Here is a 23,586-nt window from a genome sequence, read left to right on the forward strand (position 1 = left end):
GTCAAGGATGGACGATGGTGCCATTTACGCCGCGGAAAACGACGAAACCGCCACACGATTGCATGGCCGTGGATTCACGGGCAGTTGGAGGAGAATGGCTTGAATGAAAAGCGACGGCTGGCTGCGTCGCGCAGGCGAGAGACGCGCCTGCGTCACGCGTGGCTAGCGGGGTGAAGCAGAGGTGTCAGGCGTGGATATCGATGATACGGCCGAGCATGTCATCAGAGGCCTTGGCCACTTTCGCCCCCAGTTCGACCTCGAGCTTGCCCAGCGCCATTTGCACGGTACTGGTGGCAAGGTCCATTTGCTGACTGCGGTCGACGCCGCGCAGGCGTTCTGCCTGGAAGTCGCTGGACTGGCTGGTGGCAGTGCGTTCGGCACTGAGGTTGGCAACCTGGCTGGCGGCCTGGTCGACGCGTTCCTGGCCGGCCTTGATGGCGCCAAGGCCCGCATAGTAGGCAGAGCTACCGGTGATTTCCATGTCAGGGCTCCATTGAACCTGGATAACAGACAAAGCTGATTAAAACAGGCCTTGGCTGAAAAGGCCCGTTTAAAACAGTAATAGCTTGTTGCCATCTGATAGGCTCTGGGTATGCCGGTCAGTCCAGCAGGTCCAGTTGCAAGTGCTCAGCGACCATGTCGGCACTCGCCTGCTTCAGCTTCGGCACCCGCCCAAGGCAGGGCGCAGGCAGGCGCTCGGCCAGGCTGGCCAGGTTCTCTTCAAGCCGAGAGGTACGCGGCTCGATGATGTTCGCTACCCACCCCGCCAGTTGCAAGCCATCACGTTCGATAGCCTCGGCGCTTAGCAAGGCATGGCTGATGCAGCCCAGGCGCACGCCAACCACCAAAATGACCGGCAGCTTCAAGGCCACTGCCAGGTCGGACAGGTTTTCCAACCCTGACAACGGCACACGCCACCCGCCGGCCCCTTCTATGAGGGTGAAGTCGGCTTCCTGCTGCAACACAGTGCGCATCGCCCCCAGCAGGTGCGACACCGAGAGCGTGACGCCAGCCTCGCGCGCAGCCACATGGGGTGCGATGGCCGGCTCGAAGGCGAACGGGTTGACCTGGGCGTATTCGAGCTTGACGGTACTTTCGTCAATCAAGGCCTGGGCGTCACTGTTGCGCAAGCCCTTGGCGGTCAGGGTGCAACCGGAAGCCACGGGTTTGGCGCCAAGGGTACTCATCCCCTGCAAACGCGCGGCATGCAGAAGCCCTGCCGCGATGGTGGTCTTGCCGACATCGGTGTCGGTGCCAGCGATGAAATAGGCGTGCCTCATTTGGCTCCCCTTATGCCTGTGGCTTGCGCAACACACCATAGACCACCTGATAGGTGGCTGGCAGCCCCGAGGGTTGGCGAAATGCCTCATAGGCGTGCAGCAACCCCTGCATACGGGCACGGCCAGTCAGGCCAGAAGGCCGGCCAGGGTTGAGGTTGTGCGCGCCCAATGCCTTCAGCTCGTGGGTCAGGCTGCGCACATCCGGATAATGCAGCACATGCGGGCACTGTTGCAGGGCCAGCGGGCGCAGGCCGCTGGCCGCGCACAGGCGCTGGTACTCATCGAAGCGGCGAAAACGGTTCACATGCACCAGGCCGTCCACTGCCTGCCAGCTGGCCCGCAGCTCATCGAGGGTGCCCGTGCACAGGCTGCTGAATGCCAGCACACCGCCGGGCCGCAACACGCGCTGCGCTTCTGACAGCACGCTGGCGAACTGGCTGCACCATTGCACTGCCAGGCTGGAAAACACCAGGTCGACACACCCATCGCTCAGCGGCAGGCGTTCGGCATCGCCCGCCACGTGATACAGCGCACCGCCGTGTGCCTCGCGGGCGTGGCGCAGCATGCCTTCGGCGATATCCACCGCCACGCCGCCGGCCGCAACATAGCGTTGGGCCAGCGCCCGGCTGAAGTGGCCAGTGCCGCTCCCCAGGTCTAGCCAGCGGGAGGGCTGCAGGTCTGCCGGCAGTTGCGCCAGCAGGCGCGTGCCCACCTCGCGCTGCAGGGCTGCAACACTGTCATAGCTGCCTGCGGCCCGGGAAAAGGAAGCCGCCACCTGGCGTTTGTCCGGCAGCGTACCGGGCAAGGCGGGTTGGGAAAGGTCAGTCATCGCCACTCTCATGCAAAAAACTCTTGATGCCCGCCGCCAACTCCTGAGGGTACTCCAGCAGAAACGCGTGGGAACTGTCTTCGACCAGGCCCACTTCCACATCTGGCAACAACTCGCTCAGCGCCTGGGCAGCTTCGGCCGGCACCAACGCGTCGCTGCCGGCGAACAGGTGCAACTGAGGGCCGGCAAATGCCTGAAGCGCTTCGCGGGTGTCCAGCTGGGCCAGCACTTCCAGGCCGGTCGCGAGGTAAAGCGGGTCGGTGTCCGGTACACCCACACCGAGCTGGCGCAGGAGGGTGCGCGGTTGCAAGGCACCGTCGCTGCACAGGCTGCGAAAACGCTTGAGGGTCACGGCGGTATGGCTGCGACACCCATCCAGGAAGGTGCCGAAGGTGTCTTGCGCCATGCCGTGGGGCCAATCCCCCCGGGCCACGAAGCTGGGGTTGCTGGCCAGCGTCAGCAGGCCGCAGCAATGGTCGCCGCGCTTGTGCGCCAAGGCGCTGGCAAGCATGCCGCCGAATGACCAGCCGCCCAGCCACACATCGTTGGGCAGCTTGCGGTCCAGGTGCTCGACCCAGCCCTGCACATCCGCGTGGTCAAGCTCCGGCAGTGGCATCAGGGTGATCTGCAGGCGGGCGTCCTGCGCACGCAGGCTGGCGGCGAGCGGCTCCAGGGCCGCGGTACCCAACCCCCAACCCGGCAACAATACAATTCGGTTACGCATCGGCGCGCTCCAGTTGTGGATAACACTCTGCCAATGCATTCAACAATAGCTGCACCTGCGCAGGCGTGTGCGCAGCGCTCAGTGTTACCCGCAGGCGTGCGCTACCAGCCGGCACGGTGGGCGGGCGAATGGCGGTTACCAGCAGGCCGCGCTCGCGCAACATGGCCGACAGGCGAAGTGCCCGCGCACTGTCACCGATCAGGATCGGCTGGATCGGTGTGGGGCTGTCCATCAGTTGCAGGCCGATCTGGCGTGCCCCCTCACGGAACTGGCCGATCAAGGCGTTCAGTTGTTCACGGCGCCAGGTTTCGGTGCGCAACAGCTCAAGGCTCTTGAGCGTGGCGCAGGCCAAGGCCGGGGGCTGGCTGGTGGTGTAGATGTATGGGCGGGCGAACTGCACCAGCGTGTCGATCAACGCGTCACTGCCGGCCACAAAGGCGCCAGCGGTGCCGCAGGCCTTGCCCAAGGTACCGATCAGCACCGGCACATCCTCCACGCCCAGGCCAAAATGTTCCACCACGCCACCGCCGCCTGCGCCAAGGGTACCCAGCCCATGGGCATCGTCCACCATCAGCCAGGCATCACGGGCGCGGGCAGCACGGGCCAGGCCAGGCAGGTCGGCCACATCGCCATCCATGCTGAACACGCCGTCGGTCACCACCAGGGTGTTACCTGCCGCTTTCTCCAGGCGGGTGGCCAGGCTGGCAGGGTCGTTGTGCAGGTAACGGCTGAAGCGGGCACCACTGAGCATGCCGCCATCGAGCAGCGAGGCATGGTTAAGGCGGTCCTGCAGCACCGTATCGCCCTTGCCCACCAAGGCCGTGATGGCGCCCAGGTTGGCCATGTAGCCGGTGGAAAACAGCAACGCCCTGGGGCGGCCGGTCAGTTCGGCCAGGGCCTCCTCGACCTGGTGGTGGGCGGTGGTATGCCCCACCACCAGGTGAGAGGCGCCGCCGCCCACGCCCCAGCGCTCTGCACCCGCCTGCCACGCCGCAATCACCTGTGGGTGATTGGCCAGGCCCAGGTAGTCATTGCTGCAAAAGGCCAGCAACTGCTGGCCATCGACCACCACCTGCGGCCCCTGAGGGCTGCCCAGCAGTGGCCGTTGCCGGTACAGGTCTGCCGCGCGCCGTTCGGCCAGACGCGTTGCCAGGTCGAACGCCATGTCAGGCCGATGCTGCGTCGTAGAACATCTCGCTGCTGCGCTGCTCCACCAGCGCCTGTTCGATGGCGGCCTGGTGAACTTCGTCGGCATGCTCTTCACGGGCTTCGGGCTTGATGCCCAGTCGTGCGAACAGCTGCATGTCCTTGTCAGCCTGCGGGTTGGCAGTGGTCAGCAGTTTCTCGCCATAGAAGATGGAGTTGGCACCAGCCATGAAGGCCAGGGCCTGCATCTGCTCGTTCATCTGTTCGCGCCCGGCGGAAAGGCGCACGTGGGACTTGGGCATCAGGATACGGGCTACGGCCAGCATGCGAATGAAGTCGAAGGGGTCCACGTCTTCTTCTTCGGCCAGCGGCGTGCCAGCCACCTTCACCAACATGTTGATCGGCACCGACTCGGGGTGTTCAGGCAGGTTGGCCAGCTGAATCAGCAGGCCGGCGCGGTCGTCCAGCGACTCGCCCATGCCCAGAATGCCACCGGAACAGATCTTCATGCCGGCATCGCGCACGTAGGCCAGGGTCTCCAGGCGCTCACCATAGGTACGGGTGGTGATGATGCTGCCGTAGAACTCCGGGGACGTGTCGAGGTTATGGTTGTAGTAGTCCAGCCCGGCCTGGGCCAGTGCCTGGGTTTGCTCCTGGTCAAGTTTGCCCAGGGTCATGCAGGTTTCCAGGCCCATGGCTTTCACCCCTTTGACCATCTCCAGCACGTAGGGCATGTCCTTGGCAGAGGGGTGTTTCCAGGCGGCGCCCATGCAGAAGCGCGTCGAACCGATGGCCTTGGCGCGGGCAGCTTCCTCCAGCACCTTCTGCACTTCCATCAGCTTCTGTTTTTCCAGCCCGGTGTTGTAGTGCCCGGACTGTGGGCAATATTTGCAATCCTCCGGGCAAGCGCCGGTCTTGATCGACAGCAGCGTGGAAACCTGCACGCGATTGGGGTCGAAATGCGCGCGGTGCACGGTCTGCGCCTGGAACAGCAAATCATTGAAAGGCTGCTGGAACAGCGCCCGGACCTCGGCCAGGGACCAGTCGTGACGTGTTGTTGCAGTTGTGCTGGCGCTCATCGGCGTTTCCTTGTTTAGGCTGTAGCTGGTGCCGGGACAAGAACGCCCGCCAGCGGATCACGGATAGCTCGCATAGTCATGGAAGGCCTATGAACTGTCAACCACGCATCAGAAGACTGGTTTACAAGTGGTTATTTAATAATCAAACATGCCTGCTGTGCGATGGCCCGGCGCGGCAGGCTTATCCGCTGTGCATGGCGTGTGAGCAACAGCTGCCCTGGCTGGGGGACCACTGCCTGCGCTGCGCGCTGCCGTTGCCCATGGCCGGCATGACCTGCGGCCAGTGCAGCCGTAGGCCTCCTGCCTTCGATCAAGTCGTAGCGCCGTGGGCCTTCGGCTTTCCGATCGACACCCTGATCAGCCGCTTCAAGCACAACCGCCAGTGGCCCATGGGGCGCCTGATGGCCGAGCAGCTGGGGCAGGCTCTGCTGCATCAGTTTGCAGAGGGGCTGCCGCGCCCACACCTGTTGCTGCCAGTGCCCCTGGCCAGGCGCCGGCTGCGTGAGCGAGGTTTCAACCAGGCGGCGATGCTGGCGCGTTGGCTGTCGGCGCAGCTGTCGGTGCGCTGCGACGAGCGCTTGCTCACCCGCACCCGTCACACCCCCGCCCAGCAGCAGCTGGACGCCAAGGCCAGGTGGCGCAATCTGCGCCAGGTGTTCTGCCTGTCGGGTGAGGTGCGGGGCTTGCATGTGGCAATCATCGATGACGTGATGACCACCGGGGCCACCGCCCAGGCCATTGCCCAGGTGTTGCGCAAGGCCGGCGCGCAGCGTGTCGATGTATATTGCCTGGCACGCACCCCAAAACCTGGGTATGCATGATCAACCGTGGACCGCCCATGCCCCTGCCAACATCGCTCACCCAGCACATTGCCCACCGCCCGCAGCGTATCGCGCTGCTGCAGCATGTTGCCGAACAGGGCTCCATCACCCGCGCCGCCAAGGCGGCCGGTATCAGCTACAAGGCCGCCTGGGACGCCATCGACGAGCTCAACAACCTGGCCAGCAGGCCGTTGGTGGAGCGTAGTACCGGCGGCCGCGGCGGGGGCGGTGCCAGGTTGTCTGCAGAAGGCGAGCGGGTACTGCGCCTGTACCAACGGCTGCAGGCGCTGCAAGCGCAAATACTCGAGGCCGCTGAAGAATCCAGCGACCTCGGCCTGCTCGGTCGCCTGATGTTGCGCACCAGTGCGCGCAACCAGTTACAGGGCCAGGTCAGCGGGCTGCGCCGCGAGGGCCGACACGACCGGGTCAGCCTGGCCTTGGGCGGGGGGCTGGAAATCGACGCACTCATTACCCATGACAGCACTGAGCGGCTGGAGTTGACGCTGGGCGCGGTGGTGGTAGCACTGTTGAAGGCCGGCTGGGTGAAGCTGCTGGCGCGGGCGCAAGAAGCGGAGCCTGGCAGCAATTGCTTGAATGCCACCGTGGAAGAAGTACTGGCAGAAGGTGACGGGCCCAGCGAGGTCCGGCTGGCACTGGGGAATGGGCAAACACTGTGTGCCATTGCCGAGGCTGACTGGTTGGCCGAGCAGCAGGTGCAGGCTGGCAGCGCGGTACGGGTGCAGTTTCACCCATCCTATGTGTTGATCGGGATTGCGGCATAGCTGGGCGGGCCTTGTTCAACCTGTGGGCGCAGTTTCAGCCGCGAACAGGCCGGCACCCGTAGAACGCGTTACCATGCCGTATCGTTCACCCCCGGAGTCACCATGTCTCACCCCTTCGCTACCCTGACACCCGACCTGGTGCTGGACGCCGTCGAAAGCCTCGGCTTTCTGAGCGACGCCCGCGTGCTGGCACTCAACAGCTACGAGAACCGTGTGTATCAGGTGGGCATCGAGGGTGAACAACCTCTGATCGCCAAGTTCTACCGCCCCGGGCGCTGGAGCAATGAGGCCATCCTCGAAGAACATGGCTTTACCGCAGAGCTTGCCGAACATGAGGTGCCGGTCGTGGCGCCACTTCAGCACGCAGGCCGTACGCTGTTCGAACACCAGGGCTTTCGCTTTGCCCTGTTCCCGCGCCGCGGTGGCCACGCGCCAGAGCCGGGCAACGCGGACCAGCTTTACCGCTTGGGCCAATTGCTGGGCCGGCTGCATGCGGTCAGCGCCACCAGACCCTTCGAACACCGCGAAGCGCTGGCTGTGGACAACTTCGGCCATGCCTCGCTCGAAACCCTGCTGCAAGGCGGTTTTGTCCCGAAAGAGCTGCTACCCGCCTTCGAGTCCGTAGCCCGTGACGTGCTCAAGCGGGTCGAAGACATCTATGCCCGCACCTCGCACTCGCTCATTCGTCTGCACGGCGACCTGCACCCCGGCAACCTGATGCACCGGGACGAGGTGTACCACGTGGTCGACCTGGACGACTGCCGCATGGGGCCGGCAGTGCAGGACCTGTGGATGATGTTGGCGGGCAGCCGCGAGGAACGTCTGGGGCAACTGGCCGAACTCATCGATGGCTACAACGAATTCCATGACTTCGCGCCCCGCGAACTGGCACTGATCGAACCCTTGCGGGCGCTGCGCCAACTGCACTACAGCGCCTGGCTGGCACGGCGCTGGGATGACCCGGCGTTCCCGCTCAGCTTCCCCTGGTTCGGCCAGCCCCGTTATTGGGGCGACCAGGTACTCGCGCTGCGCGAGCAAATGGCAGCGCTGGATGAAGCCGCCCTGAAATTGTTCTAGAAGCAGGGCCTGGGCTGTCTACAATACGCACTGTTTTATTAGTGACCTGAGCAAGGACTCTGCATGCACGCTGCAAACCCGCGTCGCGGGTATCTGTTGGGCCTCAGTGCCTACATCATCTGGGGCCTGTTCCCCCTCTACTTCAAGGCCATCCAGAGCGTGCCGGCGGTGGAGATCATCGTCCACCGGGTGCTCTGGTCCGCCCTGTTCGGCTCGTTGCTGCTGCTGGTATGGAAGCACCCAGGCTGGTGGCAAGCGCTGCGGCAAAACCCACGCAGGCTTGCCATTCTGGCCTTGAGTGGCACGTTGATCGCGGCCAATTGGCTGACCTACGTGTGGTCGGTGAACAACGGCCGCATGCTTGAGGCCAGCCTGGGCTACTACATCAACCCGTTGATCAATGTGCTGCTCGGCATGCTCATTCTGGGCGAGCGTTTGCGGCGCCTGCAGTGGCTGGCCGTGGCCATGGCAGCATTGGGCGTGGCACAGCAGGTGTGGCAAGTAGGCAGCCTGCCCTGGGTGTCGCTGGCGCTGGCACTCACGTTCGGCTTCTATGGGCTCATCCGCAAACAGGCACCCGTTGCGGCCCTGCCTCGGCTGGTGGTGGAAACCTGGATGCTGGTACCACTGGCGCTGGGCTGGCTACTGCTTCACCCCACCGCGATGAGCGCGCAAGGTACGTTCTACACCAGCTCCGAAGCCTTGTGGCTGATGGCAGCCGGCCCGGTTACGCTGGTGCCCCTGGTGTGCTTCAACGCTGCTGCACGGCACCTGCCCTACACTACCCTGGGCTTCCTGCAATACCTGGCGCCCACCCTGGTGCTGCTGCAAGCACTGCTGCTGTTCAACGAACAGTTGTCATCCAGCACATTGGTGGCGTTCATGTTCATCTGGGCAGGCCTGGCGATCTACAGCGTCGATGCCTGGTGGAATCTGCGCAAGCACAGCTGATCAAAAAACGACCTGATCTCTGCAGGCCAAGCCCTACAAGGCCTGCAGAGACATCTCCAGAGGTTATCCACACCCTCGTCCCCGCCGTTTGTGCACAACCCGTCAGTTACTGAGCGTTTTTTGACCAAACCTCTGGAAGGCTTGCAGCAGCAGGGCTGGAGGCGAATAGCCCCAGGTTATCCACAGGGCCTTCCCCGTTAAACCGGGATAACCCCAGGCGCCGATCGGGCATGCCTGCGTATCAGTCCTGCGCCCGAAGCTCCAGCTCGACCATCAGGTCGTCCGCCAGGCTCTCCAGGCGCTGTTGCAATGCATCAAGTGGCACATCCAGTGGCAGTGCCAGCAGCGCATTGGCGTGGAACAGCGGCTCACTGCTCATGGGCGCTGGCCGCACCTCGGTGGTAAAGCGCTCCACATTGACCTTCAACTCGGCCAGCAGGCGGGTAATGTCGCGCACAATCCCAGGCCGATCATTGCCCACCAACTCCATGGCGATAGGTTTGGACGAACTGGCAGCGTCGGCGCCGCTCTGCGCGATCAGCACCCGTATGCCATGGCTCGTAAGCCCCTCCAGGCCCTGCACCAGCGCTTCATAGTGATCTGCAGGCACGGCAACGCGCAGAATGCCGGCAAATTGCCCAGCCATGCGCGACATGCTGCTTTCCAGCCAGTTGCCACGGTGGTCGGCAATGCATTGGGCAATGCGCTCCACCTGCCCGGCCTTGTCGGGGGCAATTACAGTGAGTACAAGATGGTCCACGCGTCGTTCCTCATGTCAGTCTGCGCAAGGCGGCTGGAAACCCCACCGGTTCAGTATAGGCAAGGCGCGGCAACCTGCCGCAGGGCAATTCTGGATACAAATCGTGTACTGTTTTTAGATTTATCTGGAACAATCACACGTTTTCTTGCGAACATACCGCTTCCCAACGTGACCCTGCGCGACCAATGGGTCGCACAAAGGCGCTTTTAGTCTGATGTTGCCCCGTGTGCTGCTTCATGTAGTATCCCGTGGCGCGGACTACAAAACGTCGTGTGGATGTCTGCCGAGGCGCCTGTGAAGCAGGCACGTTGCCTGCCGTTCGTTAGGGCAGGCCGCACCCAGCCGTGTTCGGGCCCGCCCGGGCGCATGCACGGGTGCCGTGTTTGATGAAGCGCTATAGGCTTAATACAGAAGAGCGAAATAGCTGAGCAGAGTGAGGCAAGCAATGACTGGATACGTTCAAGTCGGTGGCCTTCAGGTCGCCAAGGTCCTGCACGACTTCGTGAACAACGAAGCCATCCCCGAGACCGGCATCGTCGCCGAGCAATTCTGGGCAGGTGCAGAAAAGATCATCAATGACCTCGCTCCAAAGAACAAAGCCCTGCTCGCCAAGCGCGACGAGCTGCAAGCCAAGATCGACGCCTGGCACCAGGCACGCACAGGCCAGGCCCACGACGCCGCAGCCTATAAGGCTTTCCTGCAGGAAATCGGTTACCTGCTGCCACAAGCCGACGATTTCCAGGCCACTACACAGAACGTGGACGAAGAAATCGCCCACATGGCCGGGCCACAGTTGGTGGTGCCGGTCATGAACGCCCGCTTCGCCCTGAACGCCGCCAACGCCCGTTGGGGGTCGCTGTACGATGCCCTCTATGGCACAGATGCCATCAGTGACGAAGGCGGCGCTGAAAAAGGTCAGGGCTACAACAAGGTGCGCGGCGACAAGGTCATCGCCTTCGCGCGCGCCTTCCTGGACGAAGCAGCGCCACTGGCGGCCGGCTCACACGTAGACTCCACCGCCTACCGTATCGAGGACGGCAAGCTGGTAGTCGCCTTGAAAGGCGGCAGCAACAGCGGCCTGCGCAACGACGCACAACTGGTCGGCTTCCATGGCGACGCCGCCGCCCCCACTGCCGTGCTGCTCAAGCACAACGGCCTGCATTTCGAAATCCAGATCGACGCCAGCACGCCAGTTGGCAGCACGGATGCGGCCGGTGTCAAAGACATCCTGATGGAATCGGCACTGACCACCATCATGGACTGCGAAGACTCCGTCGCCGCCGTGGACGCCGATGACAAGGTCATCGTCTACCGCAATTGGCTGGGCCTGATGAAAGGTGACCTGGCCGAAAGCGTCAGCAAGGGGGGCAAAACCTTCACCCGCACCATGAACCCGGATCGCGAGTACGCAACCCCCAACGGCGGCAGCGTGACCCTGCATGGCCGTTCGCTGTTGTTCGTACGCAACGTGGGCCACCTGATGACCAACCCGGCCATCCTCGACGCCCAGGGCAACGAGGTGCCAGAGGGCATTCAGGACGGTCTGTTCACCAACCTGATGGCGCTGCACAACCTCAACGGCAACAGCAGCCGCAAGAACACCCGCACCGGCAGCGTGTACATCGTCAAACCGAAGATGCACGGCCCTGAAGAAGTCGCCTTCGCCGCCGAAATCTTCAGCCAGGTCGAAGACCTGCTGGGCATGCCGCGCAACACCGTCAAGGTCGGCATCATGGACGAAGAGCGCCGCACCACGGTCAACCTCAAGTCGTGCATCAAGGCGGCTGCCGAGCGTGTGGTGTTCATCAACACCGGCTTCCTGGACCGCACCGGCGATGAGATCCACACCTCGATGGAGGCCGGCGCAGTGGTGCGCAAGGGCGCCATGAAGAACGAGAAATGGATCGGCGCGTACGAGAACAACAACGTTGACGTGGGCCTGGCCACAGGCCTGCAAGGGCGCGCGCAAATTGGCAAAGGCATGTGGGCCATGCCCGACCTGATGGCCGCCATGCTCGAGCAGAAAATCGCCCACCCACTGGCCGGCGCCAACACCGCCTGGGTGCCCTCGCCTACCGCTGCTACCCTGCACGCCCTGCACTACCACAAGGTGGACGTGCAGGCCCGCCAGCGCGAACTGGCCTCGCGCACCCCGGCTTCGGTCGACGATATCCTGGCCATCCCGCTGGCCGCAGACACTAACTGGTCGGCCGAGGAAATCCGCAACGAGCTGGACAACAATGCCCAAGGTATTCTTGGCTACGTGGTTCGCTGGATCGACCAGGGCGTGGGTTGCTCGAAAGTGCCGGACATCAACAACATCGGCTTGATGGAAGACCGCGCCACCCTGCGCATTTCTGCCCAGTTGCTGGCCAACTGGCTACGCCATGGCGTGGTCAGCCAGGATCAGGTGCTGGAAAGCCTCAAGCGCATGGCCGTGGTCGTCGACAAGCAAAACGCCAACGACCCGCTGTACCGGCCAATGGCGCCCAACTTCGACGATAACGTGGCATTCCAGGCTGCCGTGGAGCTCGTGGTGGAAGGTGGCAAGCAGCCCAACGGCTATACCGAGCCGGTGCTGCACCGCCGTCGCCGGGAGTTCAAGGCCCGTAACGGTCTCAATTGAGTGCTTTGGGGGCTGCTTTGCAGCCCCCATTTTCTACTGCAGCTTAAGCTCCCGCCTCACCAACTCCAGCAGCTTGTCCAGGTCCACCGGCTTCAGCAGAAAGTCCACGACCCCCAAGTGCATCACATCCACCGCTTCTTTGACGTCGGTATCGCCCGATACCACGATGATCGACAGCGAAGCCCGCCCGGAGTCCGGGATCATGCGCACCTTGCGGATCAGCTCCAGGCCATCTTCGGGCTGCATGCGCAGGTCGGTGATCATCAGGGCGATGCGCGGCTCCCAATGCAGCTTCCACAGCGCCTCCTTGGCGCCGTCGGCGGTCATGCAATCGATACCGCGGCTTTTCAGGAAATAACCCAAGGCCTCACTGTTGACGGGGTTGTCATCGACGACCAGCACCACAGGCCGCAACGGCGGGGGTGATGTCACGGCTGCCAATGCCTCGCGCTCCGCGTCGCTCAGGATATCGGTATGCTCGGTCATGGTCGTCTCGTCAAAAAATTTTCGCTTCAGTGGTAAGACCGCAGAACATTCGCCACCCGTTTGGCCTTTCGTCGGATCTTTGACAGGGGCAGCCCATAGACTTACGTCCAATGGGCACCACCGCCCTGCGGCCCGACCATGGAGACTGAAAACAACAAAGCCGGCACCTATATATAGATATATATAGTTCGGCGTAGCGATACGGTCAGGTCGATGAGCAAAAAGGACGCCTACAACCAGGCGGGCAGAACGGCGGTGTTGCAGAACATTCAGGGCACCTTGCAGTTCTTGCAGCGCTTCGCACCGTTCAACCAGATGGAACACAGCCATCTGGCCTATCTGGTGGAACAGTGCCAGCTGCGCTTCTATGCCAGCGGTGAGAGCATCATCAAACCCGCCGACGGCCCGGTGGAGCACTTCTACATCGTCAAACAAGGGCGCGTGGTCGGTGAGCGCCAGCACCGGGTGAAACCTGGCGTCGAAACCACCTTCGAGATCACCAGCGGCGAATGCTTCCCGTTGGCGGCCCTGCTGGGCGAACGGGCCACCCGTACCGAACACCTGGCCGGTGATGACACCTTCTGCCTGCAACTGAACAAGGCAGCGTTCATCCGCGTGTTTTCGATGTCCGGGGTATTCCGCGATTTTGCCTTGCGTGGGGTCAGCAGCCTGCTCGACCAGGTCAACCAGCAAGTGCGCCAGCGTGCCGTGGAAACCTTGGGTACACAATATTCACTGAACACCCCGCTGGGCGAGCTCGCCATGCGCCACCCGGTGGTATGCAGCGCCGATACGCCGCTGCGCGAGGCCGTGCAGCTGATGCACGAGCAGCAGGTGGGCAGCATCGTGGTGGTGGACGAGCAGCGTTACCCAACCGGCATCTTCACCCTGCGCGACCTGCGCCAAGTGGTGGCGGCGGCCGATGCCGACCTGAACGCGCCGATCGAGCGCAACATGACCGCCAAGCCGTTCTACCTGAGCCCACAGGCCAGCGCCTTCGACGCCGCCATGGCCATGACCGAGCGGCATATCGCCCATGTGTGCCTGGTGCACAACCAGCGGCTGTGTGGTGTGGTGTCGGAGCGCGACCTGTTCTCGCTGCAACGGGTCGACCTGGTGCACCTGGCCCGCACCATTCGCCATGCCCCGCGCCTGGAAAGCCTGGTTTCGCTGCGTGGCGAAATCAGCCAGTTGGTGGAGCGTATGCTGGCACACGGCGCTTCGTCCACGCAGATTACCCAGATCATCACCCTGCTCAACGACCATACCGTGTGCCGGGTGATCGAGCTGGCACTGGCCGAGCGTGGCGACCCCGGGGTCGCCTTCAGCTGGCTGTGCTTCGGCAGCGAGGGCCGCCGCGAGCAGACACTGCACACCGACCAGGACAACGGCATCCTGTTCGAAGCTGCCGACAGCGCTGCCGCCGACGCCATCCGTGCCCGCCTGCTGCCATTGGCGCAGTACATCAACCAGTGCCTGGCCCAGTGCGGTTTCACCTTGTGCAAAGGCAACGTAATGGCCGGCAACCCCGAATTGTGCCTGTCACGCAGCGAATGGGCACGGCGCTTTGCGGGGTTCGTGCGTGAGGCCAGCCCGGAAAACCTGCTGGGCTCAAGCATCTATTTCGACCTGCGCGTGGTGTGGGGCGACGAACAGGGCTGCGAGCAACTGCGCCAGGGCTTGCTGGAGCAGGTGGCCGACAACCGCATCTTCCAGCGCATGCTGGCAGACAATGCACTGCGCCAGCGCCCGCCCGTTGGCCGTTTGCGTGATTTCGTGCTGACCCGCCAGGGCAATGACAAGGCCGCCACCCTCGACCTCAAGGTGCAGGGCCTCACCCCCTTCGTCGACGGTGCCCGGCTGCTGGCGCTGGCCAATGGCGTAGGGGCGTGCAATACCCTCGAGCGGATTCGCCAACTGGTGGCCAAGGGGATCATCGAGCCACTGGACGGCGCGGCCTATGAGGAGGCCTACCACTTCATCCAGCAAACCCGCATGCAGCAACACCAGCGGCAGGCGCGGGACAACCTGGCGTACTCCAACCGCCTGGACCCGGACAGCCTGAACCACCTGGACCGGCGCATTTTGCGCGAGTCCCTGCGCCAGGCCCAGCGCCTGCAAAGCAGCCTGGCGTTGCGGTACCAGCTGTGAGCCTGTTTACCTGGCTCCGCCCCAGTGCGACACCGCAGCTGCCCCCCCTGGCCCGCCAGCGCCTGGCCCGGTTGCCCAAGCCTGCGGCACTGGGGGTATGCACCCTGCGCGAACAGCGCTGGGTAGTGCTGGACCTGGAAACCAGCGGCCTGAATACCCACCGCGACCAAGTGCTGTCGATTGGTGCGGTTGCCATCGAAGACGGCGCGCTGGACTTCGCGCAGCAGTTCGAGCGCACCCTGCACCGGCCCGAGCAGAAGACCAACGCCAGCGTGCTGATCCATGGCTTGGGCCCCGATGCCCTCGCGGCAGGCTGCGACCCGGCCGAAGCCTTGCTCGACCTGCTGGAATTTATCGGCGACAGCCCGGTGCTGGCGTTTCATGCCCCCTTCGACCAGCGCATGCTGGCGCGAGCGCTCAAACAGAGCCTGGGCCACCGCCTGCAGGTGCCCTTCCTGGACGTGGCAGAAATTGCCCCGATGCTCAACCCTGACACGGTGCTGCGCGAAGCCGGGCTGGACGACTGGGTAGCGCGCTTTGGCCTGCAGGTGCAGGAGCGCCATCATGCCAGTGCCGACGCCCAGGTGACGGCGGAGCTGGCCCTGATCCTGTTCAGCCAGGCCAGGCGCCAGCAACTGGACAGCCCGCTGCAGCTGGAACAACGGCTGCGCGGCTGGCGCCGGCGCAATACTCATACCCACGGTCTATAGCGCCTGCGAATCCCAAGAGGCGTCACCGTAGCTGGGCCTGGGGGGAGTAACTGTCTTCCACAAAGCCTCAAAGTTGGCGCAATCACTGTGGGAGCGGGTTTACCCGCGAACACCGGCGAAGCCGGTGCCATGCACCGCGCTGTCTGTTTCGCGGGTAAACCCGCTCCCACAGGATGGCGGTTCACCCGCAAGGGCGCCTGATCAGGCGGAAGCGCCCAACTGGCCTTGGCGACGCAGCGGGGCTGCGGGGCATTGGCGGCTGAAGGACCAGACAAAGAAGGTCACCAACGAGACAGACAGCAGAATCAGACTCCCACAGAGGCACCCACACTTCATAGTCAGAAAAATTGCGCAATCTTTGTGTGTGAAACTGTCTTCCATAAGATCTCAAAGCTGGCGCAATCACTGTGGGAGCTATTGTCTTCCACAGGCTCTTGGGTTGCCTGTGATTGGAACCCGCCACGCGCGCCTACGACCAAATGACGAGCCGCCCCCTGCCAACGATGCATTCGCCCCCCTGCGCGGGCTTCATACCATCGCTGCATCGCCTGTCGCTGGACAGGCATCGACCCGCAGAGGCTCAGCATGATCTACGCACAACCCGGAACCCCAGGCGCCGTCGTGTCCTTCAAGCCACGCTATGGCAACTTCATCAACGGCGAGTTCGTTGCGCCGGTGGCTGGGCAGTACTTCACCAACAGCTCGCCCGTCAACGGCCAGCCCATCGCCGAATTCCCGCGCTCCACGGCCGCAGACGTGGACAAGGCCCTGGACGCTGCCCACGCTGCAGCCGATGCATGGGGTAGAACCTCGGTGCAGGACCGTGCCCTGGTACTGCTCAAGATCGCCGACCGCATCGAGCAGAACCTGGAGCTGCTGGCGGTGACCGAGACCTGGGACAACGGCAAGGCTGTGCGCGAAACCCTCAATGCCGACGTGCCCTTGGCGGCAGATCACTTCCGCTACTTCGCCGGCTGCATCCGCGCCCAGGAGGGTGGAGCGGCCGAGATCAACGAAGGCACAGTCGCCTACCACTTCCATGAGCCCCTGGGCGTGGTGGGCCAGATCATCCCCTGGAATTTCCCGCTGCTGATGGCTGCCTGGAAACTGGCTCCGGCGCTGGCTGCCGGCAACTGCGTGGTACTCAAGCCGGCCGAGCAGACGCCGTTGTCGATTACCGTGTTCGCCGAGCTGATCGCCGACCTGCTGCCGGCAGGGGTGCTCAACATCGTGCAAGGCTTCGGCCGCGAGGCAGGGGAGGCGCTGGCCACCAGCAAGCGCATCGCCAAGATCGCCTTCACCGGCTCCACCCCGGTGGGTTCGCACATCATGAAGTGCGCTGCCGACAACATCATCCCCTCTACCGTGGAGCTGGGCGGCAAGTCACCCAACGTGTTCTTCGAAGACATCATGCAGGCCGAGCCTGCGTTCATCGAAAAAGCCGCAGAAGGCCTGGTACTGGCGTTCTTCAACCAGGGTGAGGTGTGCACCTGCCCCTCACGTGCGCTGATCCAGGAATCGATCTACGAACCCTTCATGGCCGAGGTCATGAAGAAGATCGCCAAGATCACCCGTGGCAACCCGCTGGACACCGACACCATGGTGGGCGCCCAGGCATCGGAGCAGCAGTACGACAAGATCCTCTCCTACCTGCAGATCGCCCAGGACGAGGGTGCGCAGTTGCTCACCGGTGGCAGCGCGGAGCGGCTGCAGGGGGACCTGGCAAGCGGCTACTACATCCAGCCGACCCTGCTCAAGGGCGATAACAAGATGCGCGTGTTCCAGGAGGAAATCTTCGGCCCGGTGGTGGGTGTAACCACCTTCAAGGACGAGGCCGAAGCCTTGGCCATCGCCAATGACAGCGAATTCGGCCTGGGCGCCGGTGTGTGGACCCGCGATATCAACCGCGCCTACCGCATGGGCCGGGGCATCAAGGCCGGGCGCGTGTGGACCAACTGCTACCACCTGTACCCGGCCCACGCTGCCTTTGGTGGCTACAAGAAGTCTGGCGTGGGGCGTGAAACCCACAAGATGATGCTCGACCACTACCAGCAGACCAAGAACCTGCTGGTGAGCTACGACATCAACCCGTTGGGCTTCTTCTGAAGTAGTGCCGCCTGTCCCTGCCGGGGGAAAGTTCGTTCCAAAGTAGCATTTGGCCGTGACGCCCCCCGTGCATTAATGCCTTTACCGGAATCGCCCGGCACAAGAAGAGGACCTGCCCATGTGGACCCGACCCGCCTATACCGACTTGCGCATCGGCTTTGAAGTGACGATGTATTTCGCCAACCGTTGAGGCATCAGGCACCGGCCGCCACGACGGCGGCCGGCGCCGGCCACACGCCTGGTTGGCACTTTGGTCTGGTTGCTTTCGCTGGGGGATGCATTACGCTGGCGGCTACCTTCCAGAACAATAAGAACAGGCTTGCCCATGAGCCAGAGTTTCAGCCCGCTTCGCAAGTTCGTCTCGCCTGAAATCATCTTCGGTGCCGGTTGCCGGCACAACGTGGCCAATTACGCCAAAACCTTCGGCGCGCGCAAGGTACTGGTGGTCAGTGACCCCGGCGTGATCGCTGCCGGTTGGGTCGCGGACGTCGAGGCCAGCCTGCAGGCGCAGGGCATCGACTATTGCCTGTACAGCGCGGTATCGCCCAACCCCCGGGTTGAAGAGGTGATGCTCGGCGCCGATCTCTACCGCGAGCACCACTGCGATGTGATCGTTGCGGTGGGTGGGGGCAGCCCCATGGACTGCGGCAAGGCCATCGGCATCGTGGTCGCCCATGGCCGCAGCATTCTCGAGTTCGAAGGGGTGGACATGATCCGCGTGCCCAGCCCGCCGCTGATCCTCATCCCGACCACTGCCGGTACATCGGCGGATGTGTCGCAGTTCGTGATCATCTCCAACCAGCAGGAGCGCATGAAGTTCTCCATCGTCAGTAAGGCGGTGGTGCCCGATGTGTCGCTGATCGACCCGCAGACCACCTTGAGCATGGACCCCTTCCTGTCGGCCTGTACCGGCATCGACGCGCTGGTGCACGCCATCGAGGCGTTCGTTTCCACGGGGCACGGCCCGCTGACCGACCCCCATGCCCTGGAAGCCATGCGCCTGATCAATGGCAACCTGGTGGAGATGATCGCCAACCCCCGCGACATTGGCCTGCGCGAGAAAGTGATGCTGGGCAGCATGCAGGCGGGGCTGGCGTTTTCCAATGCCATCCTGGGTGCGGTGCACGCCATGTCACACAGCCTGGGCGGCTTTCTCGACCTGCCTCATGGGTTGTGCAATGCCGTGCTGGTCGAGCATGTGGTGGCATTCAACTACAGCTCGGCGCCGGAGCGGTTCAAGGTGATTGCCGAGGTGATGGGCATCGACTGCCGGGGCTTGAACCACCGGCAGATCTGCGCGCGCCTGGTGGAGCACCTGATCGCCCTCAAGCACGCCATGGGCTTCCATGAAACCCTGGGCCTGCACGGTGTGCGTACCAGCGACATACCGTTTTTGTCCCAGCATGCCATGGGCGACCCGTGCATTCTTACCAACCCCCGCGCGTCCAGCCAGCGGGACGTGGAGGTCGTGTATGGCGAGGCCCTCTGAGGAGCAGCAGCGGGCGCTGGCCGGGTTGCTGGGCCTGGGTGACCACTCGGCGCGCAAGAGCCATTACCCCGAGCTGGCCGCCCGGCTGGATGAACTGGAGGCAGAGCGAAACCGCTATAAGTGGCTGTTTGAAAACGCAGTTCATGGCATTTTCCAGGCCAGCCTGGAAGACGGGATGCGCGCCGCCAACCCGGCGCTGGCGCGCATGCTGGGGTATGACGACCCGCAGGCTGTGCTGTTCAGCCTGAAGGACCTCGCCGCCAACCTGTTCGTCGGCGGCGCTCAGGAGCTGCAGGCGATTACCGCCACCCTGGCCCGCGAGCACAGCCTGCATGGCTACGAAACCCGCCTGCGGCGCCGGGACGGTAGCCCTGTCGATGTGCTGATGAACCTGCTGCTCAAGCCCGGCCAGCAAGCCTTGGTCGAGGGGTTCGTGGCCGATATCACCGAGCGCAAGCTGGCCCAGCAACACCTGCAGCAGCTCAATGACCAGCTTGAGCAGCGGGTAGCCGCCCGCACCGACGAGCTGCTGGAGGCCAACCGCAACCTGCAGCAGCAGATTGCCGAGCGCAAGCAGATTGCCCGGGCGCTGCGTGATGCCAGGGACGCCGCGCAAACCGCCAACCGCAGCAAGGACAAGTACCTGGCTGCCGCCAGCCATGACCTGCTGCAACCGCTGAATGCCGCCCGGCTGCTCATCTCGACCCTGCGCGAGCGGCAGCTGCCCCAAGCCGAGCAGGTGCTGGTGGAGCGTACCCACCAGGCCCTCGAAGGCGCCGAGGATTTGCTTACCGACCTGCTGGACATTTCCCGCCTGGACCAGGCGGCGGTGAAGCCGGACATTGCCGTGTATCACCTGGAGGCGCTGTTCGCGCCGCTGGTGTCGGAGTTCCGCTCGGTGGCCGATGCAGCGGGCATCCCGTTGCGTGCCCGGTTCGGGCAACATGCCGTCAGCACCGACCTGCGGCTGATGACCCGTATCTTGCGCAACTTGCTCAGCAACGCGTTCCGCTATACCGCCGAGGGCCGAGTATTGCTGGGGGCAAGGCGCCGCGGGCGGTACCTGCGGCTGGAAGTCTGGGACACCGGGCGGGGCATCGCCGAAGATCGCCTGGGGGCCATCTTCCTTGAGTTCAACCAGCTGGATGTGGGCCGCGCTGCGGACCGCAAGGGTGTGGGCCTGGGGTTGGCCATCGTCGAGCGCATCGCCAAGATCCTCGGCCATTCGGTACAGGTGCGCTCCTGGCCGGGGCGGGGCTCGGTGTTCAGCATCGAGGTGCCATTGGCCGATGCACTGCCAGTGGAGGTTCGCCCCTGCCAGGTGCTGTCGATGGCGGGGGACCCGCTGCCGGGGCGGCGCCTGCTGGTGCTGGATAATGAAGCGAGCATTCTGCAAAGCATGGGCGCGTTGCTGGGCCAATGGGGGTGCGAAGTGGTCACCGCCACCGACCAGCAGGCTGCCTTGCTGGCCTTGCAGGGCCAGGCGCCTGAATTGATTCTGGCCGACTACCACCTTGACCATGGTGTGCTGGGCTGCGATGTGGCTTGCGGGCTGCGGGCGCATTTCGCCCAGCACATCCCTACGGTAGTCATCACGGCAGACCGCAGCGACTCATGCCGCCGGGCGCTGCAGGCGCTGGGCATGCCGATACTCAACAAACCGGTCAAGCCGGGCAAGTTACGGGCGGTGTTGAGCCAATTGCTGGCCTGACGCCATCTGGCTGACAACATCCGGGCATTGTCAGGGAATTTTAAGGTTGGCATGGATATCTCATGTAAAGCGGGCACGGCGCAGCCGGGTTGACCTTGCAGCTGCTCGCAGCTGAACAAGAACAATAGGGGGCTAACATGAGTTGTCTGATATGCGCGGGGCAGGCCGAGTCCATAGAATGCAGCAGTGGCTGGGAGCAGCGCCAATGTGCGGTGTGCGGGTGTTACCGAATGTCCCAGGACCTGATACTGGCAATGATGGAAGAAGGGCAGATATTCGATACCGTGCGTATGCGCGAGTGGCTGATGGCCAACCGAAGCCTGGTGCCCGTGCCCTGTATCGATCACCCCCAGGCCATTCTGATGCCGTGATGGCGTGTGCAGGCAAGCCATTAAGGCTTGCCTGGCGTCGCTTTAAAGGATTGGCTTGCCGCCAGTGACGGCATAGCGCGAGCCGCTGATGTAGCTGGCCTCGTCAGACCCCAGGAGGACGTAGATAGGGGCCACCTCCACCGGCTGGCCCGGGCGACCCATGGGGTAGCCAGAGCCGAAGTTTCTAACAGCCTCATCGGGCATGGTGGCGGGGATCAAGGGAGTCCAGATGGGGCCCGGTGCCACGCTGTTCACCCGCACGCCGCGCTTGGCGAGCGATTGCGCAAGGCCTGCCGTGAAGTTGGCGATGGCGCCTTTGGTGGCGGCATAGGCCAGCAGCGATGAAGACGGGTCGTCCGAGTTCACCGAGCTGGTGTTGATGATCGAACTGCCCTTGGGCATCGACGGCAGGGCGGCCTTGCAGATGCGGAAAATCGCGGTGATGTTGGTGTCGAAGGTTTTTACCCATTCATCATCGTCGATGTCTTCGAAGGCCTCGTGGGCCATCTGGAACGCTGCGTTGTTCACCAGGATGTCAATGCGCCCGAACTGGGCGACGGTTTGCTCGACGATAGCCCGGCATTGCTGTTTCTGGGCCAGGTCGCCGGGTAGCAGCAGGCACTTGCGCCCGGCTTCTTCCACCCAGCGGGCGGTTTCCTTGGCGTCTTCGTGTTCGTCCAGGTAGGAAATGGCCACGTCGGCCCCTTCGCGCGCATAGGCTATGGCCACTGCACGGCCTATGCCGCTGTCGCCGCCGGTGATCAGGGCCTTCTTGCCCTCCAGCCGGTTATGGCCTTTATAGCTATGCTCGCCGCAATCGGGTACCGGCTCCATCTTGCGCTGGGAGCCTGGCACGGCCTGGGGCTGGGATGGGAAGGGCGGGGTAGGGTATTCGCGCATGGTAGAAGCTCCTGCAGTTGAGAATGCTCATACCTGTTCGAATGGGTAGCGCCGGTTGCGTTGAGTCTGATTGGGCTTGGTACGACGAGCGGCGCAGGGGCGGGTTGCCTGCAGGGCAGTGAAACCCGCTGCGCCGTGGCGCAGCGGGCACGTCGCGGGTCAGGCCTTGCGTACCCTCAATACCCCCCACGCCAGCCCCAGCAGGGCGGCGATGACGGAGGCTGAGAGCACACCCAGCTTCGCGGCCCCGAGCGTTGCCGGCTCGATGAAGGCGAGGTTGGCGATGAAGATCGACATGGTGAACCCGATGCCGGCCAGCAGGCCGATCAAGGTGATGCCGCTCCAGGTGACGCCTGCGGGCAGCGAGCACAACCCCAAGCGCACCATCAGCCAGCTGACACTGACGATGCCGACGGGCTTGCCCACTACCAACGCCAGCATTACTGCCAGCATCACCCCGTGAGGCGCCTGGGCACCCAGGTCTACGCCCCCCACGCTCACCCCGGCATTGGCCAGGGCAAACACTGGCATGATCGCGTAAGCCACCCACGGGTGCAGGGCGCTTTGCACGCGAACCACAGGCGGCAGCAGTTCCCGTTGCGCCAGGCGCAGGTGCTTGAGCGGGCTGAGCAAGTCGCCAGGGGCCTTGCCGGCGTTGCGGGCGCGGCCCACCAGCTCCTGCGTGAAACGTGTCACCGCTTCGAGTGGCGTTTCGCGCATGGGGCGGGCAGTGACCGGGGTCATCAGGCCCAGCACCACGCCGGCGAGCGTTGGGTGGGCACCGGTCATCAGCACACCCACCCAGGTAATGGCGCCCGGGATGACATAGGCGTAGGCGGAGCCGACACCAATGCGCTGCAGCCCTACCACCAGCGCAAGGCCCAGGGCGGCGACCGCGAAACCGCTGTAGTCCAGCCCACCGGAATAGAACACGGCGATGATCAGCACGGCGATGATGTCATCGATGATCGCCAGGGCCAGCAGGAAAACCCGCACGTTGGACGGGATCGACTTGCCGAGCAAGGCCAGTACCCCAACGGCGAATGCGATGTCGGTGGCGGTCGGTACCGCCCAGCCCCGCTGCTCGTCAGCTGCGTGGCCAAAACCCAGGTAAACCAGTGCCGGCACGGCCACCCCGCCAATGGCGGCAACCATCGGCAAGGTTGCCTGGCGCAGGTTGGCCAAGGCGCCTTCATGGATCTCGCGGCGGATCTCCATGCCGACCACCAGGAAGAAAATGGTCATCAGCCCATCGTTTACCCAAAAGTGCAGCGGTTGGGCGTACACCAGCGAACCTACACCCAGGGTTATCGGGGTGTGCCACAGGGCTTCGTAACTGGCAGCAGCAGGTGAGTTGGCCCAGACAAGGGCGGCGATGGCAGCGATCAGCAGGACGACGCCACTGACCGCCTCGATGTGAAGGAAGTGCTCGAAACGGGCGAGGGCACGTTCGGCCAGTTGCTGGGCTCGGGGCAGTTGGGTGTTATGCATAGGCGCAGAAACTCCCGCATGGCGGCCCGACCTGCGTAGTTTTTTAACCTGCATCACTGCACCACGCAGCTAGCACCCAGGCGCGATTGTAGCGGA

The 23,586-nt window shown here is 63.7% G+C and carries 22 protein-coding genes; 12 read left to right on the plus strand and 10 right to left on the minus strand.

Annotated features, from left to right (window positions below; all coding sequences use genetic code 11):
* Window positions 1–184: 184 nt before the first annotated feature.
* The 6 genes from IAE36_RS09950 to bioB form a co-directional block, all read right to left on the minus strand.
* Complete coding sequence (locus tag IAE36_RS09950) at window positions 185–481, minus strand: hypothetical protein (protein ID WP_028633652.1); 297 nt, start codon at window positions 479–481, stop codon at window positions 185–187.
* 118 nt (window positions 482–599) lie between these two features.
* Complete coding sequence (gene bioD, locus IAE36_RS09955; protein ID WP_201162109.1) at window positions 600–1,280, minus strand: dethiobiotin synthase; 681 nt, start codon at window positions 1,278–1,280, stop codon at window positions 600–602.
* Window positions 1,281–1,290: 10 nt separating this feature from the next.
* Window positions 1,291–2,109, minus strand: a complete 819-nt coding sequence (gene bioC / locus IAE36_RS09960) for a malonyl-ACP O-methyltransferase BioC (RefSeq protein ID WP_201162111.1) — start codon at window positions 2,107–2,109, stop codon at window positions 1,291–1,293.
* On the minus strand, window positions 2,102–2,833 hold the full coding sequence (locus tag IAE36_RS09965) for an alpha/beta fold hydrolase (protein ID WP_201212116.1): 732 nt from the start codon (window positions 2,831–2,833) through the stop codon (window positions 2,102–2,104). Before IAE36_RS09965 ends, bioC begins: the two co-directional genes overlap by 8 nt.
* A complete protein-coding gene (bioF, locus tag IAE36_RS09970) occupies window positions 2,826–3,998 on the minus strand; it encodes an 8-amino-7-oxononanoate synthase (protein ID WP_201212118.1) in 1,173 nt (390 codons plus the stop codon). The genes IAE36_RS09965 and bioF overlap by 8 nt, the downstream gene beginning before the upstream one ends.
* A gap of 1 nt (window position 3,999) precedes the next feature.
* Window positions 4,000–5,058 (minus strand): biotin synthase BioB, encoded by a 1,059-nt coding sequence (bioB, locus tag IAE36_RS09975; RefSeq protein WP_201162116.1) that lies wholly within the window; start codon window positions 5,056–5,058, stop codon window positions 4,000–4,002.
* Window positions 5,059–5,147: 89 nt separating this feature from the next.
* Here bioB and IAE36_RS09980 point away from each other — a divergent pair, with 89 nt between their 5' ends.
* The 4 genes from IAE36_RS09980 to rarD all read left to right on the plus strand — a co-directional run bounded on the left by IAE36_RS09980 (window position 5,148) and on the right by rarD (window position 8,689).
* Complete coding sequence (locus tag IAE36_RS09980) at window positions 5,148–5,879, plus strand: ComF family protein (RefSeq protein WP_201212120.1); 732 nt, start codon at window positions 5,148–5,150, stop codon at window positions 5,877–5,879.
* 17 nt (window positions 5,880–5,896) lie between these two features.
* Window positions 5,897–6,661 carry a TOBE domain-containing protein gene (locus IAE36_RS09985; protein ID WP_201212122.1) on the plus strand — a complete coding sequence of 255 codons (765 nt, stop codon included), beginning with the start codon at window positions 5,897–5,899 and terminating at the stop codon, window positions 6,659–6,661.
* Window positions 6,662–6,763: 102 nt separating this feature from the next.
* Window positions 6,764–7,738, plus strand: coding sequence for a serine/threonine protein kinase (locus IAE36_RS09990; protein WP_201212125.1), 975 nt, complete (start codon window positions 6,764–6,766; stop codon window positions 7,736–7,738).
* 63 nt (window positions 7,739–7,801) lie between these two features.
* On the plus strand, window positions 7,802–8,689 hold the full coding sequence (gene rarD / locus IAE36_RS09995) for an EamA family transporter RarD (RefSeq protein WP_201212127.1): 888 nt from the start codon (window positions 7,802–7,804) through the stop codon (window positions 8,687–8,689).
* Window positions 8,690–8,930: 241 nt separating this feature from the next.
* Here rarD and IAE36_RS10000 read toward each other — a convergent pair whose 3' ends face one another.
* On the minus strand, window positions 8,931–9,449 hold the full coding sequence (locus tag IAE36_RS10000; RefSeq protein WP_060482897.1) for a glycine cleavage system protein R: 519 nt from the start codon (window positions 9,447–9,449) through the stop codon (window positions 8,931–8,933).
* A 445-nt stretch (window positions 9,450–9,894) separates the two neighbouring features.
* Here IAE36_RS10000 and IAE36_RS10005 point away from each other — a divergent pair, with 445 nt between their 5' ends.
* Window positions 9,895–12,075 (plus strand): malate synthase G, encoded by a 2,181-nt coding sequence (locus IAE36_RS10005; RefSeq protein ID WP_201212129.1) that lies wholly within the window; start codon window positions 9,895–9,897, stop codon window positions 12,073–12,075.
* Window positions 12,076–12,108: 33 nt separating this feature from the next.
* Here the strand turns inward: IAE36_RS10005 and IAE36_RS10010 are convergent, their stop codons facing one another.
* Window positions 12,109–12,561 carry a response regulator gene (locus IAE36_RS10010; protein WP_028633664.1) on the minus strand — a complete coding sequence of 151 codons (453 nt, stop codon included), beginning with the start codon at window positions 12,559–12,561 and terminating at the stop codon, window positions 12,109–12,111.
* Between the two features lie 213 nt (window positions 12,562–12,774).
* Between IAE36_RS10010 and IAE36_RS10015 the strand changes: the two genes are divergently transcribed.
* The 7 genes from IAE36_RS10015 to IAE36_RS10045 all read left to right on the plus strand — a co-directional run bounded on the left by IAE36_RS10015 (window position 12,775) and on the right by IAE36_RS10045 (window position 21,099).
* Window positions 12,775–14,712 carry a DUF294 nucleotidyltransferase-like domain-containing protein gene (locus tag IAE36_RS10015; protein ID WP_028633665.1) on the plus strand — a complete coding sequence of 646 codons (1,938 nt, stop codon included), beginning with the start codon at window positions 12,775–12,777 and terminating at the stop codon, window positions 14,710–14,712.
* Window positions 14,709–15,422, plus strand: coding sequence for a 3'-5' exonuclease (locus IAE36_RS10020; protein ID WP_060482900.1), 714 nt, complete (start codon window positions 14,709–14,711; stop codon window positions 15,420–15,422). The genes IAE36_RS10015 and IAE36_RS10020 overlap by 4 nt, the downstream gene beginning before the upstream one ends.
* A 585-nt stretch (window positions 15,423–16,007) precedes the next feature.
* A complete protein-coding gene (gene exaC / locus IAE36_RS10025; RefSeq protein WP_028634284.1) occupies window positions 16,008–17,528 on the plus strand; it encodes an acetaldehyde dehydrogenase ExaC in 1,521 nt (506 codons plus the stop codon).
* Between the two features lie 118 nt (window positions 17,529–17,646).
* Window positions 17,647–17,718: a pyrroloquinoline quinone precursor peptide PqqA gene (gene pqqA, locus IAE36_RS10030; protein ID WP_080667878.1), complete on the plus strand. Its 72-nt coding sequence runs from the start codon at window positions 17,647–17,649 to the stop codon at window positions 17,716–17,718.
* Between the two features lie 135 nt (window positions 17,719–17,853).
* Entirely contained in the window at window positions 17,854–19,017 is a 1,164-nt protein-coding gene (ercA, locus tag IAE36_RS10035; RefSeq protein ID WP_060481846.1) for an alcohol dehydrogenase-like regulatory protein ErcA, read from the plus strand.
* Entirely contained in the window at window positions 19,001–20,728 is a 1,728-nt protein-coding gene (locus tag IAE36_RS10040) for a PAS domain-containing hybrid sensor histidine kinase/response regulator (protein WP_201212133.1), read from the plus strand. The genes ercA and IAE36_RS10040 overlap by 17 nt, the downstream gene beginning before the upstream one ends.
* Before the next feature lie 230 nt (window positions 20,729–20,958).
* The gene (locus IAE36_RS10045; RefSeq protein ID WP_201212135.1) at window positions 20,959–21,099 is read left to right on the plus strand and encodes a hypothetical protein; all 141 of its coding nucleotides are present in this window, start codon (window positions 20,959–20,961) and stop codon (window positions 21,097–21,099) included.
* A 42-nt stretch (window positions 21,100–21,141) separates the two neighbouring features.
* Here the strand turns inward: IAE36_RS10045 and IAE36_RS10050 are convergent, their stop codons facing one another.
* Together IAE36_RS10050 and nhaA are read right to left on the minus strand one after the other, a co-directional pair.
* Window positions 21,142–21,999: an SDR family oxidoreductase gene (locus tag IAE36_RS10050; protein ID WP_028634281.1), complete on the minus strand. Its 858-nt coding sequence runs from the start codon at window positions 21,997–21,999 to the stop codon at window positions 21,142–21,144.
* 159 nt (window positions 22,000–22,158) lie between these two features.
* On the minus strand, window positions 22,159–23,490 hold the full coding sequence (nhaA, locus tag IAE36_RS10055) for a Na+/H+ antiporter NhaA (protein WP_201212137.1): 1,332 nt from the start codon (window positions 23,488–23,490) through the stop codon (window positions 22,159–22,161).
* Between the last annotated feature and the right edge of the window lie 96 nt (window positions 23,491–23,586).

Source organism: Pseudomonas sp. S36 (genome assembly GCF_016647875.1).
Lineage (GTDB): Bacteria > Pseudomonadota > Gammaproteobacteria > Pseudomonadales > Pseudomonadaceae > Aquipseudomonas > Aquipseudomonas parafulva.